The sequence below is a fragment of the Devosia sp. Root413D1 genome (genome assembly GCF_001425235.1).
Lineage (GTDB): Bacteria > Pseudomonadota > Alphaproteobacteria > Rhizobiales > Devosiaceae > Devosia_A.
On record NZ_LMEA01000010.1, the window covers coordinates 407,350 to 421,514 of the forward strand.

General features: G+C 67.3%; 12 protein-coding genes. 3 read left to right on the top strand and 9 right to left on the bottom strand.

The features are described 5' to 3' along the window. Positions 1 to 10: 10 nt before the first annotated feature. The gene (locus ASC89_RS16660; RefSeq protein ID WP_055999755.1) at positions 11 to 391 is read right to left on the bottom strand and encodes a hypothetical protein; all 381 of its coding nucleotides are present in this window, start codon (positions 389 to 391) and stop codon (positions 11 to 13) included. 117 nt (positions 392 to 508) lie between these two features. On the opposite strand from ASC89_RS16660, the gene ASC89_RS16665 reads away from it, so the two are divergent. Beyond that, positions 509 to 1,315 carry a helix-turn-helix domain-containing protein gene (locus ASC89_RS16665; RefSeq protein WP_055999758.1) on the top strand — a complete coding sequence of 269 codons (807 nt, stop codon included), beginning with the start codon at positions 509 to 511 and terminating at the stop codon, positions 1,313 to 1,315. A gap of 162 nt (positions 1,316 to 1,477) precedes the next feature. On the opposite strand, the gene ASC89_RS16670 is transcribed toward ASC89_RS16665, so the two are convergent. The 4 genes from ASC89_RS16670 to ASC89_RS16685 form a co-directional block, all read right to left on the bottom strand. Beyond that, positions 1,478 to 1,930, bottom strand: a complete 453-nt coding sequence (locus ASC89_RS16670) for a GNAT family N-acetyltransferase (RefSeq protein WP_055999761.1) — start codon at positions 1,928 to 1,930, stop codon at positions 1,478 to 1,480. Then, entirely contained in the window at positions 1,927 to 2,874 is a 948-nt protein-coding gene (locus ASC89_RS16675) for a DMT family transporter (RefSeq protein WP_055999764.1), read from the bottom strand. The genes ASC89_RS16670 and ASC89_RS16675 overlap by 4 nt, the downstream gene beginning before the upstream one ends. 152 nt (positions 2,875 to 3,026) lie before the next feature. Next, positions 3,027 to 4,412, bottom strand: a complete 1,386-nt coding sequence (locus tag ASC89_RS16680; protein WP_156384653.1) for an FAD-binding oxidoreductase — start codon at positions 4,410 to 4,412, stop codon at positions 3,027 to 3,029. 153 nt (positions 4,413 to 4,565) lie between these two features. Continuing rightward, positions 4,566 to 5,939, bottom strand: a complete 1,374-nt coding sequence (locus ASC89_RS16685) for an FAD-binding oxidoreductase (protein WP_055883258.1) — start codon at positions 5,937 to 5,939, stop codon at positions 4,566 to 4,568. 399 nt (positions 5,940 to 6,338) lie between these two features. Between ASC89_RS16685 and ASC89_RS16690 the strand changes: the two genes are divergently transcribed. Further along, a complete protein-coding gene (locus ASC89_RS16690; RefSeq protein ID WP_055999767.1) occupies positions 6,339 to 7,628 on the top strand; it encodes an adenylosuccinate synthase in 1,290 nt (429 codons plus the stop codon). Positions 7,629 to 7,677: 49 nt separating this feature from the next. Continuing rightward, positions 7,678 to 9,828, top strand: a complete 2,151-nt coding sequence (locus ASC89_RS16695; RefSeq protein ID WP_055999771.1) for a hypothetical protein — start codon at positions 7,678 to 7,680, stop codon at positions 9,826 to 9,828. A 300-nt stretch (positions 9,829 to 10,128) separates the two neighbouring features. Here the strand turns inward: ASC89_RS16695 and ASC89_RS29125 are convergent, their stop codons facing one another. The 4 genes from ASC89_RS29125 to thiB form a co-directional block, all read right to left on the bottom strand. Continuing rightward, positions 10,129 to 10,665 carry a sugar O-acetyltransferase gene (locus tag ASC89_RS29125; RefSeq protein WP_055999775.1) on the bottom strand — a complete coding sequence of 179 codons (537 nt, stop codon included), beginning with the start codon at positions 10,663 to 10,665 and terminating at the stop codon, positions 10,129 to 10,131. A 239-nt stretch (positions 10,666 to 10,904) separates the two neighbouring features. Further along, a complete protein-coding gene (locus tag ASC89_RS16705) occupies positions 10,905 to 11,537 on the bottom strand; it encodes an ATP-binding cassette domain-containing protein (RefSeq protein WP_055999778.1) in 633 nt (210 codons plus the stop codon). Continuing rightward, complete coding sequence (locus tag ASC89_RS16710) at positions 11,524 to 13,140, bottom strand: hypothetical protein (RefSeq protein ID WP_055999781.1); 1,617 nt, start codon at positions 13,138 to 13,140, stop codon at positions 11,524 to 11,526. The genes ASC89_RS16705 and ASC89_RS16710 overlap by 14 nt, the downstream gene beginning before the upstream one ends. Then, positions 13,115 to 14,107 (bottom strand): thiamine ABC transporter substrate binding subunit, encoded by a 993-nt coding sequence (thiB, locus tag ASC89_RS16715; RefSeq protein WP_055999784.1) that lies wholly within the window; start codon positions 14,105 to 14,107, stop codon positions 13,115 to 13,117. The genes ASC89_RS16710 and thiB overlap by 26 nt, the downstream gene beginning before the upstream one ends. Between the last annotated feature and the right edge of the window lie 58 nt (positions 14,108 to 14,165).

Below are 14,165 nucleotides of genomic sequence, written 5' to 3' on the forward strand. Positions count from 1 at the left end.
TCCTGAGATGTCAGGCGAGGGCGCGAGCCCGGCCGAGGCCGACCCATTGCAGGGCGGCAAGTGCTGCAACCGCGACGGCCTGGGCGATGACGAAGGCCACGCCGAGCAGCGTCAACGGAAACGTGCCGGCCAAGAGCACGATGAGGCTGGCGACCACCCAGGCAGCGTTGACGATGACGATCAGCATCGTGGCGCCGCGCGGTGTCTCACGCTGCATCCCAACCCAGGCGACGAAGGCGGCGAAAGCGACAAGGAACAGGCCGAGCGGCAGGGTGGCGGTGGCCGGCAGGCCGGTGAGGTCGGCGAGGAGGCTCCCGCCGATGGCAAGCAGCGCGCCAGTGGCCACGGTCGCGGCGGCATCGGCAACGAGGGCAAAGCGGATGAGGTTCATTTCGGTTTCTCCGTCGGGTTTCGTAGGTGACGGCGACACATTTCTACCTCCCGCTTCCTCGTCTCAACTAACGCAGAGGTAATTGAACCGCCGACGCGGCGGGGTAGGGTCGGCGCCATGACCCACGCACAAGCCACGGCCTCCGACCGTTCCATCGGCGACTATATCCGCGACTGGCGGCAGCACCGCCGCTTCAGCCAGCTCTCCCTGGCGCTGGAGATCGAGCTCAGCCAGAAGCACTTGAGCTTCATCGAAAGCGGGCGCTCGGTGCCGAGCCGCGAGGTGGTGCTGCGCATCGCCTCGGGGCTCGGGGTGCCGCTGCGGATCCGCAACCTGATGCTGCTGGCGGCCGGCTACGCGCCGGTCTATCCGGAGCGGCGGCTCGACCACCCGGATCTGGCGCCAGCCCGCGCTGCGGTCGATCTGGTGCTCAAGGCCTATGAGCCGTACCTGGCCATCGCCGTCGATCGCGGCTGGAACCTGGTCTCGGCGAATGCCGCGGCGGCGCCGTTCCTGGCGCAGGTCAGGGACCCGGCGCTGCTGCAGGAGCCGATCAACGTGCTGCGCCTCAGCTTGCATCAGGACGGGCTGGGGCGGCTGATCGTCAACTACGACGAATGGGCCCGCGATATCCTGCGCCGGGTGGCGGCGCAGCTCGAGGCGAGCGGCGATCCTGCCATCGCCGAGCTGCTGGAGGAGTTGCGCGAGATCTCCGGCATCGCTCCAGGCTATGAAGGGCGCGACGAGCATGGCGGGGTGTTCGTGCCGATGAAGATGCGCTTCGGCGACGCGGTGGCGAGCTTCATCTCGACCACCACGGTGTTCGGTACGCCAACCGAGATCACGCTCAGCGAATTGGTGATCGAGGCGTTCTTGCCGGCAGATGCGGAGACGGCAGCTTTGCTGGCGGTGATGGTGGGGTGATGCGCCCCCTGCGTTTGCGGCCCCACCCCCTCCCAGCCTCCCCCATCAAGGGGGAGGTGTCGGGCCGGTGAGTTGGCTGGATCCCGCCTTATCCACTGAACGGCACCTCCCCCTTGTGGGGGAGGTTGGGAGGGGGGAGCCACACGCACCAGCGTGTGAGGTCTACCCCTGCTTCCACCCATACCAGACGATCGGATCGCCGAAGACCGGGTGCAGCTCGTCGCGCAGGTGAACCAGCCCGTGCTTCTCGTAGAACTTTCGAGCCGGCATGTTGCCGGGGCGGGTGAACAGGGTGAAACCATCAGGCATCTGCGCCTTGGCGGCATCGAGCAGCAGCCGGCCGAGACCTAGCCCACGCGCTTCGGGATGCATGAACAGCTGGTCGAGGATGGCGGCTTCCGGCTTGATGGCGAGAAAGCCGACGATCTCCGGGCTGGCCTCAGCCACCGTCACCTGCCAGCCAGCCTCCATCTCGACGTCAACCCGCTCCCGCAGCCGCTCGAGCGGCGGCAGTTGCGCCGGCCCGACGCCCGGCAGGCCGGCGCTCAGGTGCCAGATGGTGGCGATGATATCGTAGTCGGCAGAAGTCGCCGGTCGGAGTTCGATCCCGCTCATGTGCCGCGCCGCGCCGAATATTCCGCCAGCACCAGGCCGGCGGCGACGAGGATTGCGGCGACGATGTGGAACAGCTGCAGCGCTTCGCCAAGGACGATCACCGAGCCGACCGTGCCGAACAGCGGGATCAGGTTGACGAACAGGCTGGCGCGGTTGGAGCCGATCAGTTCGACACCGCGGACATAGAGCATCTGCGAGATCACCGAGGGGAAGATCACCGTATAGGCGGCGATCAGCCAGCCCTGCAGATCGATGGAGGCGAGGTTGGACGGGAGGTTCGCGGTGCCGTTGCCGAGCGTCGCCTGGTAGGCGAGCGAGGCGAGGATGGCGCCGCTGCAGGTGGCGGCGAGGAAGCTGGTCCAGTGGGTCGGCGGGCGCCAGCGCAGCGCGATCGAATAGATGGCGTAGGCGAAACAGGCGAGGATGACGAGGAGGTCGCCGAGGTTCACTTCCAGCGTCAGGATGCGGGTCAGGTCGCCATGCGTCGCGATGATGGCGACGCCGAGGATAGTGACCAGTACGCCGAGCAGTTGCAGGCCGCGCACCCGGGTGCGGAACAGCGAGAAGTTGAGGATGATGACGAAGATATTGACCGCCACCTGCTCGAGCGAGGTGTTGACCCCCGAAGTGTAATAGGCGGCGACATAGACCAGCACGTTGAAGGTGGCGAAGCCCACGGCGCCATAGAACAGGTAGAGCCACCATTTAGCCCGGATCACCGGCCAATCGCGCTGCAGCGGCTTGATGGCGAAGGGCAGCACCAGCAGCAGCGCGCCGGTCCAGCGCAAGATCATCAGCGAATGCGCGTCGATATGGCCGACGGCGAGTTTGCCGGCGACGACATTGCCACCCCAGAACAGCGTGGTGAGGATCAGGATCAGATAGGGGCGATCCATCAGGGCGTGGAACGCGCGGTTGCCGGTCGCGGCAGAGGAGTTCGTCATCGGGGCCGTATGGTTCGTGCATCGGCCGCCACCTCGAAAGATGGCGGCCGAAGAAGGCGCGAACATAGAGTGCTTCCAGGAAAAGTTGCAGACTTTTCCGGTTCGGAAGCGCGACAGGCAAGCCGTGAGGCTTGGCGCGTCGCGCCAGCCCGTCAGGCCGCCGGTGGGATGTTCTGGTTGAGCCGGAACAGGTTTTCCGGATCGTACTTGGCCTTGACCTGGCGCAGCCGGTCCCAGGTCGAGCCGGGATAGGCGGCGCGGAGGCCCTCGCCACCCTCGATGCCGAGGAAGTTGACATAGGCGACGGCGTTTTTCTCACTGACGCTGGTGACCGCCTCGGTGGCCCAACGGTCGAAATGGGCGATGACGTCGGCACCGCCTTCATACATGGCGAGGAACGCCACCATGATCTTGCCCTGGCGATGCGCGAAGGCCGTGGCGTCGGTGGCGACGCGCGAATAGGCGCCGCCCAGGACGCGGATCTGCCCCATCTTCATCGGGCTGGGACAGGCTTCGAGTGCCGCCAGCATTTTTGCCGCGGCCTCGACGCTGAACCGGTCGACGAAGCGCGAACGGCACGAGACGGCCGGGCGCATCTCGGGCGGCGGATCCATGGCATACATGGCGGAGTAGGGCGCCGGGCCGACGAGATCGGCGATCGGCGTGGCGATGGCGCGGAACGGGGCGAGCGCCTGGGTCGCGGCGTCGGGCGTGCCGGAGAAGGCCATCATGCCGATCAGTGCGAGCCTGCCGTGGAATTCTGCCGGGACGAACGGCACCGGCGGGATCGGCATCACCATGGCGATGGTCGACAGTGCGTCCGGCGCTGCATCGGCGAGGGCGGCGAACTTTGCGATGTTCTCGGCCGTAGCCGGCAGCACCAGCGGGCCGCCGACGAAGGAGGGCAGCGGGTTGAGCTTGAACTTCAGGCGCGTCACCACGCCGAAATTGCCGCCACCACCGCGCAGCGCCCAGAACAGGTCGGGGTGGTTGTCGGCGTCGGCGACGAGGATGTCGCCGGCCGCCGTCACCAGTTCGGCCGCCAGCAGCGAGTCGATGGTGAGGCCGTGCTGGCGCACCATGTAGCCGATGCCGCCGCCCAGCGTCAGGCCGCCAATGCCGACCGTGCCGGAATCGCCGAAGCCGACGATCAGCCCGTGCTGCTCGACGGCGCGGGTGACTTCGCCGGAGCTGAGGCCGGTGCCGGCCCAAACGGTGCTGGTCTCGCCGTCGATCTCGATGCCGTTGAGATCGCGCAGGTCAATGACCAGGCCACCCTCGGTGCCGCTATGGCCGCCGACGCTGTGGCCGCCGCTGCGGACCGCCAGTTCGAGATCGGTGGCGCGGGCGAAGTTGATCACTGCCGCCACGTCCGAGACATTGGCGACACGGATCACCGCCGCCGGGCGCCGGTCGAAATTGCCGAGGGCGACGGTGCGCACCTCGTCATAAGCCGCATCACGGCGCGTTACGACGCGGCCGCGCAGGCTCGAGGCCAGCATGTCGATCTGGTCTTCGAGCGGAAAGCGTTTGTCCATTCCCTGAATTCTCGCTGAGGTTGCGTTAGGAGAGCGCGGCCTCTAGGGGCGGCAGATTGAACGGCAAATGAATGTGCCGCTCAGCGCCGGATCAGGAATGGGCTGAGGTGCGGGGATACCGGGGCGTCGAGCTGACACCCCGGTACTGTGGCCTCAGGCCGCCGGCGGGATGTTCTGGTTGAGCCGGAACAGGTTCTCCGGGTCGTAGGCCCGCTTCACCTGTCTGAGCCGGTCCCAGGTGTCACCGGGATAGGCGGCGCGGACGCGGGCCGGGCCCTCGTCGGCGACGAAGTTGACGTAGACGCCATCGTCGCCCTGGTTCAACGCCTTGGCGAAGTCGGCGGCCCAGGCCTCCTTCTTCGGCTTGTCGGCCTCGCCATCGTAGAACGCCGCCACGTTGATCATGATCGGGCTCTTGCGGTGGGCGTAGGCGGTAGCCGAGGGGGCAACGCGGCCGAGCGCGCCGCCGAGGACACGGATCTGGCAGACCCTGAGGCTCGCGTCGGATTCCTCGAGGTAGCCGAGGATAGTCTCGGCCTCCGGGGTGCCGATACGGTCGACGAGGAGGTTCAGCGCCGCCGCCGTCGGGTGGTAGTCCGGATCCTCGGGCGGATACATGCTGGCATAGGGGCCGGGCTTGACGAAATCGGCCAGCGGGGTGCCGAGCGCCCGGAATGGCGCCAGCGCCTTGTCGGCTGCGTCCGGCTCGCCGGCGAAGGCGAGCATGGCGAGGATCACCATCTTGCCGTGCTGCTCGGCCGGCAGGAACGGCATGGGCGGGGCGGGCATGACGTTGGCAATGCCCGAGAGTTCTTCGGGCGCCGCCTTGGCGGCGGCAACGAAGCCGACGATCGTCTTGGCGGTGGCCGGCAGTACCAGCATGCCGCCGGTGAAGGCGGGGAGCGGATGCAGCTGGAACTTCAGCCGGGTGACGACGCCGAAATTGCCGCCGCCACCGCGCAGCGCCCAGAACAGTTCCGGGTGATTGGCGGCATCGGCGAGCAGTTGCTGGCCATCGGCAGTGACCAGCTCGACCGCCAGCAACGAGTCGATGGAGAGGCCATGCTTCCTCGCCAGATAACCCACGCCACCGCCCAACGTGATGCCGCTGATGCCGACCGTGCCGGCGTCGCCGAAGCCGACGATCAGCTGGTGCGGGGCCAGGGCTTCGGTGAGGGCGATAGCCGTAACGCCGGCGCCGACCCAAACCGTGCGATTGGCGGCGTCGATGTTGATTTCATTGAGGTCGCGGACATCGATGACGAGGCCGCCATGGGTGGTCGAATGACCGGCGCCGCTGTGGCCGCCGCTGCGGACGGCGAGTTCGAGCTGGTTGTCGCGGGCATAGGCGATGGCGGCGGCAGTGTCGGCGGCATCGGCGACGCGGACGAGCTGCGCAGGGCGCTTATCGTAGCCGCCGTACATGACGGTGCGGAGCTTGTCGTAGTCGGAATCGGTTGCTGTGATCACCCGGCCGGCAGAGCCGGCGGGCAGGCGGAAGGCATTCGCGGCAGTCGAGAGGGGCATAACCTTGTCCTCAGGTTCTCGGGTTGGCGCGCTGGGTTGCAGTAACATGGGTGTGACTATCCGTGATTGCTAGAGCGAGACATCGCATCGTTGAATCCTGTCTGCGCTCCCCGACTGAGAGATCGACCGGAAAAGTCTGCGACTTTTCCGGGCCGCGCCTGCATTGGGTTGGTCGAGAGACCAACCCTGGGCTGCACCACATTTTCCGATCTCCTCCAGCGGGTGCGACGTGACGGGATTTGTCATCTGAGAAGGACTGCTCTAAAGGACATCCGCAACTACCTCGGACTTCCCCAGCGGCAGCCGCACGGGTCAGCTTGCAGCGAAACGAAACTGATCTTTGCGGTCCGCCGGCAGCACGCCCGGCCGGGCTGCCGCTTCCTGAGGGACAATAAGCGCATGGCAAACGTGATCGTCGTCGGCAGCCAATGGGGTGACGAGGGCAAGGGCAAGATCGTCGACTGGCTGTCGGAGCGCGCCGATGTGGTGGTGCGCTACCAGGGCGGTCACAATGCCGGTCATACGCTGGTCATCGACGGCACCAGCTACAAGCTGGCGCTGCTGCCCTCGGGCGTGGTGCGCGGCAAGCTGAGCGTCATCGGCAACGGCGTGGTGGTCGATCCGCACCACTTCGTCGCCGAGGTGGAAAAGATCGGCGCCCAGGGTATCGAAGTCACGCCTGAAGTGCTGAAGATCGCCGACAATGCGCCGCTGATCCTCAGCCTCCATCGTGAGCTCGACGCGGTGCGCGAGAGCGGCAATTCCGGTTTGAAGATCGGCACCACCCGCCGCGGCATCGGCCCGGCCTATGAAGACAAGGTCGGCCGTCGCGCCATCCGGGTCTGCGACCTCAGCGAGCCCGAGACGCTGATGCCCAAGATCGAGCGGCTGCTGGCGCATCACAATGCGCTGCGCCGCGGCATGGGCATGGCAGAGCTCTCGGCACAGTCGCTCTACGACGAGCTGATGGAAGTGGCCGGCAAGATCCTGCCCTATGTCGACCAGGTCTGGCGGCTGCTCGACGAGAAGCGCCGCGCCGGGGCGCGCATCCTGTTCGAGGGGGCGCAGGGGGCGCTGCTCGATAACGACCATGGCACCTATCCGTTCGTCACTTCGTCGAACACGGTAGCGGGCCAGGCCGCAGCCGGTTCGGGCCTCGGGCCGACGGCGATCGGCTATGTTCTGGGGATCACCAAGGCCTATACCACCCGCGTCGGCGAGGGGCCGTTCCCGTGCGAGCTCGACGACGAGATCGGCCGGCACCTCTCGAGCGTCGGCCGCGAAGTCGGCGTCAACACCGGGCGGCCGCGCCGTTGTGGGTGGTTTGACGCGGTGCTGGTGCGTCAGACGGTGAGAACTTCGGGGATAAACGGCATCGCGCTGACGAAACTGGATGTTCTTGACGGCCTCAAAGAGCTCAAAGTGTGCGTGGGCTATGAGCTCAATGGTCAAAAAATTGACTACTTGCCTGCCTCAATGGGAGCACAAGCTGCTGTTAAGCCGATTTACGAGACCCTCGAGGGGTGGTCGGAAACAACGGCAGGGGCGAGAAGCTGGTCTGAACTCCCGGCCCAGGCGGTGAAGTACGTCAGGTACATCGAAGAGCTGATCGGGGCGCCGGTCGCCATGCTCTCCACCAGCCCGGAAAGGCTGGATACCATACTGGTTCAGGACCCGTTCCAAGATTGAGTTTTTTTCGGTAGAACTGGCCCCCTAAATTACGGATGTCGCTTAGCCAATGGCGGACTACAAAGAGCTGTTACGTAGGGCGGTAGAAGCTCTGCCGGAGAATAACGGCGCCGCGCGACGCGCGGTCTACGAGAAGGCGCGTGCCGCGCTGGTCGGGCAGCTGCGCGCCATCAATCCGCCGCTGGCTGCTCGCGACATCACCGCACACCGCCTGCAGCTCGAGGATTGCATCCGCCAGGTCGAACAGGAAGCCAGCGAGGCGGTGATCGCCGGCCTCGGTTCGGGCAAGGAAGACAATCCGCCGCCGCCGCCGGTTTATTTCGAGCCGCCGGCCAAGAAGGCCCCGGCGGCTGTCGCTAAACCTGTCGCCAAGCCCGTGCCGCAGAACGGCAAGGAGCCGCCACGGCCGCTGCCGCCGGGCGGTTCGATCGAAGAGATCATCGCAGCCGCCAATGCCGAGCAGACCGAGGGATCGGACCGGTCGCGCTCGATCGTGCGCCCCGACGCCAAGCCGATGGGCAAGCCCGTACCCAAGCTGGTGCCCTCGACGCAGCGCCAGCAGCCGCAGCTCGCCGCTCCCGTGCCGTCCGACGAAGATGAGGACGACGGCGAGGAGCTGCAGCAGCGCTCGTCGCCGGTCCGCTCGCCGATTCCGGCCAGGTCGCCGACCGGCCGCTCGCCGCTGCCCTCGATCGTGGCGCGGGCCGAAGCCGCCAAGAGCCGTACCGGCAATGCCGCGTTCGGCGCCCCGATCGGTGGCGCCGCCCGTGGCCCGGTGCTGGAGCCGCGCCGCGAACTGCCGGCGCCCCGTATGGAGCCCGCGGGTCGCAACGGCCAGGCCGCTGCCCGCCAGATGTCCGAGCCGGTGGCGCTGTTCAACGATCCGCCGATTGCCGCCGCCATGTCGGCGGTGCGCGAGGTCGAGGTGGAGGCCCCGCCTGCCGATCCGCAGGGCGCGATCGATCGCGCCATCGCGACGCTCGACCGCGAAGCGCGCGGCGATACCGAGTTCGAAGAGCCGGTCATCAACGGTGGCTACAGCGCCTTCGACGACGAGGCCGACGAACCGCCGGCCCGGCAGAACGGCTTTGCGCCGTCGATCCTCAAGGCCGATGCGCGCCCGCAGCGCGAAGGCAAGGCCGCCAAGGCCAGCGCCTTTGCCCGCGATGCCCGTGAGCCGCGCGGTAAGAAGCAGCGCGATACCGAGCCGAATTTCCCGCGCGCCCGGGCCGAGGACGAACGTCGCGGCCTCGGAGCCGTCACCATCTTCCTGATCGTGTTCGCCGTGCTGCTGATCGGCGCCGGTGGCGCCGGCTTCTGGGCCTGGCGTGAAGGTTTCATCGACCTCGACCAGATGTTCGGGCGCGGCGCTCCGGCGACGCAGCAGGCAGCGGTCACCGCTCCGACGCCGGCCGAAACCACGACCGACACCCCGGCTACCGGCCCGGGCAATACGGCGACACCAGCCGAGAGCGATACGCCGACCGCCGAGCTGGGCGCGACGGATGATCGCCTCGGCACCGAGACTGCCGCAGCGCCGGCGGAACTGAGCCGGTTGGTTCCAGCGGCACCCGAGGAGCGCCTCGGTACCGACCAGCAGACGGCGGCAACCGATGCCACGCAGGCAGCCGCCTCGGTCGATCCGGCCAGCCTCGCCGGCAGCCAGTCGCTGCTCCTAGAAGCCTCCGACAGCGGCACCACCGGCGCCGTGCCGTTCTCAGGCACGGTGGAGTGGAGCAAGGGCACCGACGAGATGGGCTTGCCGACGCTGATCGGCAAGGCGAACATCCCGGCGCGCAACCTCGCCGTCGACGTGCTGATCCGCAAGAACTCCGACGCGAGTCTCCCGGCCAGCCACCTGATGGAAGTGAACTTCCGGGTGACCGACAGCTTTATCGGCGGCTCGATCGCGGGCCTCCCGGGCGTGCTGCTGAAAAACGAAGAGCTGGTGCAGGGAACGCCTCTGGTCGGCGCTTCGGCCCGCGTCGTCGGCAACTCGTTCCTGTTCGCGCTCAGCGCCTCGCCCGCCGACATCACCGCCAACAGCAGCTTGCTCACCTCGCGCAAGTGGATGGATCTGGCGCTGATCTATGCCACCGGCAAGCGGGCGATCATCACGCTCGAAAAGGACGCCGCGGCCGAGACGATGTTCACCGAAGTGGTGGGCGAGTGGACCAAGTCGGTCGCTGCCGCGAACTGATCGGCTGAGAGAGAATCATCGAGACGCCCGGGCCCGAGGTCCGGGCGTTTTTGTTTTGAGGATCGGACTTCACCTAGGATGACAGCCAGCGGGCTTCCCCCTCTCCCCTGAGGGGAGAGGGTAGTGCAGCTAGGACCTTCAGGTCCGTAGCGGAACTCGGGTGAGGGGTTCAGCTTCTCAGCGAGTGCGCATTTCGCCGCTTCACCCCTCAACCGGCCTTCGGCCACCTCCGGGCGAGGGCTACGCCCTCGTCCCGCGACCCCTGAGGGGAGAAGGGACGTTCGCTCCGCCCCACCAGCACTACAGCCGCTTCAACACCCGCGCCGGAACGCCCGCGGCAATGGTGTTCGCCGGTACATCGCGGCTCACCACCGCTCCGGCTGCAATCACTGCGTTGTCGCCGATGCTCACCCCCGGCAGGATCGTCGCGGCGGCGCCGATCCAGACATTGTTGCCGATGGTGATGGGCTTTTTGACGATGCCGTTGCGGCGCTGCGCCGGATCGGTCGGATGGCCGGCGGAAACGAGGTTCACCTTCGGTCCGATCATCACGTCATTGCCGATGCTGATGCCGCCCAGGTCCATGAAGTGGCAGCCCTGGTTGATGAAGACGTTGTTGCCGACGGTGATGTTGAGGCCGCAATCGGTGGAGAAGGGCGGGATGATCATGAAGCGCTCGCCCACCGGCTTGCCGATCAGCTCGCTGAAGGCGGTGCAGAGCCTCTCGAGGTCATCAAAGCCGATGTCGCTCAGCCGGGCGCTCAGCCGCACGGCGCGTTTGAGGTTCTCGAACATCTGCCGCCCCTCGGGGGAACGGGCAGGATTGGCTTCGGACATGGCGGGGCATCCGGGGAGAATCGGAGGGTTAGTGTAGCGCGCGTTCAGCGCGGGCTGGACAGCGACTCGCTGCTACTACCGGCGCAACCTGACCCCCACCCTTGATCCCTCCCCGCAAGGGGGAGGGAGACGCAGACTGAGATGCTGGTGTGAGGGTCGCCCCCCCCCCTTGCGGGGAGGGGACAGGGGTGGGGGGCAGCCCGCGCCGGCCAATGGGGTGCCACGCGACCCTCAGCCCTCTACCCCTCGAACAGCATGCCATCGCGCAGCTGGTAGCGCCGCGTTGCCAGCGCCTCGACGTCGTCGACATGGTGGCTGACCAGGAGCGTGATCCACTGCTGCCGTTCGGTCAGCGACTTCACCAGCGTGCGGATAGTGCCGCGGGTGTCGTCGTCGAGGGCGGAGAACGGCTCGTCGAGCAGCAGCACCGGTCGGTCGCGCAGCAAAGTGCGGGCCAGAGCCACGCGCTGCTTCTCGCCGCCCGACAGGGTGTCGGCGCGCTGCTTCAATACGCCCGGCAGCCCGACCTCGTTGAGCGCTGCCTCGATCTTCTGCCGCCCGCCGGTCACGCCGCGGGGCAGGCCGAGTTCGAGGTTCTGGTAGGCGCTGAGGTGCTCGAACAGGGTTTCGGACTGGAACAGGATGGAGATCGGCCGTTGCTCGGGCGGCAATGGCAGCAGATCCTGTCCAGCGAGCGTCAGCCGGCCGGCCGAGGGTACGAGGAAGCCGGCGATCAGGTCGAGCAAGGTCGACTTGCCGGCGCCGGACTGGCCACTGACGGCGGTGACCTCACCGGGCTTTGCCACAAAGCTCAGGTCGAAGTGGCGTGTCGCGCCGCGGTGGGTGAAGCGCAGGTGGTCAGCTTCGAGCATCGGTGAGCTTTCCAAACAGTTTTGGCAGCAGCACGAAGGCGGCGATGGTAATCACGAGCATCAGCGCTGCGATGGCGGCGGCGTCGTTGCTGCGATAGGCGCCCAGTGCCCGGTACATGAGCAGCGGCAGGGTGGCGAAATCCTCGGTGCCGAACAGCGCGATGACGCCGAGATCGCCGAGCGAGAAGCAGAATGCCAGCGCCAGGACGACGCCGGCTTCGCGGCCGAGCAGCGGCCACTCGACGGCGGTGAACTGCCGCCAGTCGCTGAGACCGAGCGAGCGGATCAGCCGGCCGCGCCGTTCGGCAATGGCATCGAGCGGCGGCGCCAGCGTCGCCAGCGCGAAGGGCAGGGAGAGCAGCGCGTTGGCGAGCAGCACCACCAGCGGGGCTGCAACCTCGGGCAGCATCCCGGCATTGCGCACGAGGAGGAACGCGCCGAGCGACAGCACCACGGCCGGCACCGCCAGATAGGCATAGGCCGGGGCGCCGATGCCGACGCGGAGCAGCGGGATGCCGGAGGCGGCGCGGCCCATGCCGATGCCGAGCGCCAAGAGCAGGGTGAGCAGCGCCGAGCCGGAACCGAGCAGGAGGCTGGTGCCGAGCGCCTTCCAGAAGCTGGGGCGGCTCGCCACCTCGATGATGCCGGGCCCGACGCCGTCGATGAGGATGGCGAGCAACGGCAGCGCGAAGCCGACGATGCCGAAGACGAGGACGGTCCATTGCGCGATGCGCGCGGCAGTCCCGTCACGCCAGCGCGGCGGGGTCGAGCCGCCGGTGCTGGCCGATATGGGCGCAAAGGCAGACGCGGCGATGATGATGGCCGAGCAGATGCCGATCTGCACCAGCGCCAAAGTGACGGCGCCGCGGAGGTCGAAATCGAGCCGGACGGCGGCATAGATCGCGACTTCCAGCGTCTGGTTGGCCGGGCCACCGCCGAGCAGCAAGACGATGGGGAAACTGGTGAAGGCGAGGAGGAAGATGATAGCGGCGAGGCCGGGCAGCGTGGTGCGCAGCATCGGCCAATCGATCACCTCAAAGCGCCGCCAGGCGCCGAGCCCGAGGCTCTGGCCGGTCTTCAGGCGCTTTTCCGGGATGGCGTCGAGCCGCGCCAGGAGGATGCGGGCGGCAAACGAAGCATCGAGGATGACATGGGCAGCGAGAATGCCGCCGAGGCCGAACAGCGGCACTTCGAGCGGCTGGCCGGTGAGCGCCAGCGAGGCCTGGTTGACCCAGCCGGCGCGGCCCCAGACCGACAGCAGCCCGAAGGCGACGATCAGGCCGGGGGTGACGATGGCGGAGGCGAATAGCCCGACGATCAGGTCGCGGCCGGGGAAACGCAGCCGGTTCAGCGCCCAGGCCAGCGCCGTGCCGACGAGCAGCGACAGCACGGTGGTAAGCCCGGCCTGGATGGCGGTCATCGACACCAGGTGCCAGACGTCGACGCTCGATTGGCGTGACGGTTCGCCTGCCGCGGCGGCGAGGATGGCCAGCAGCACCAGCGCCACCAGCGCGGCGATGGCCGCCGCGACGCCCGCCCCGGCGATGAGCCGGAGCGGACGGTGCGGCAGCACTAGGTTACTGGAGCGCGGCGAGAGCAGCATCGACCCAGGCCCGGCCATTGGCGGCAAGCGCGGCTTCGTCGATCGTCAGCACCTTTGCGGGCGGCTTGCCGAACTCGGCCGGGAGGTCTGCGCCGAGGTCGATCACCGGATACATCCAGTTGGTGGTGGGGATGATCTTCTGCGCCTCCGGCGTCGTGAGGTAAGCGAGGAAGGCCTTGGCCAGGTCCGGCTGATCGGAGCTCTTCAGCACGCCCGCCACCTCGACCTGCGCGACATAGCCCTCGGAGAACGGCGCATAGGCGTAGTTGTGCTTGTCTTCGGCGATGGCGTGGTAGGCGGGTGAAGTGGTGTAGCTCAGCACCATGTCGGCCTGGCCGTCGAGGAACAGGCCATAGGCTTCCGACCAGCCGCGGGTCATGGTGAGGACGTGCGGCTTCAGCCCCTTCCAGATCTCCGGCGCGCGGTCGCCATAGGCGGCCTCGACCCACAGCACATTGCCGAGGCCGGGTGTCGACGAGCGCGGGTCCTCGATGACGATCTTGAAGCTCGCGGGCAGCGCAATGAGCTCCTCGAATGAGGTCGGCGGGTTGGGTGTCTTCTGCTTGTCATAGACAAAGGCGAAATAGCCGTAGTCGAAGGGCACGAACTCAGCGTCGTTCCACGGCAGCACCAGGCCCTCAGGAGTGAGGCCGTGCGGGGCAAACAGGCCGGTGGCGCGAGCTTCGCCCGAGGTCGCGGTATCGAGGCCGAGCACGACATCGGCCTTGGTTGCGGTGCCCTCGAGCTGCACCTTACGGAGGTTCGAGATAGCGTCCTCGGAGGTCGTCCACTCGATGGTGCAGTTGCAGGTCTGCTCGAAGCCGGCCTTCAGGCCGGGGCCGGGCCCCCATTCGGCGGCGAAGCCATCATAGGTGTAGATGTTGAGGATCGGCTTGTCCTCGGCGAGGACAGGCAGGGCGGTGGCGCAGATGACTGCCGCCAACGCGAGGTGTGCGAACGAGCGCATAAATCGTTCCCTTCGGTTGCGGCCATGTGAATGAAGGGGACGTCAATGGATCGGACGC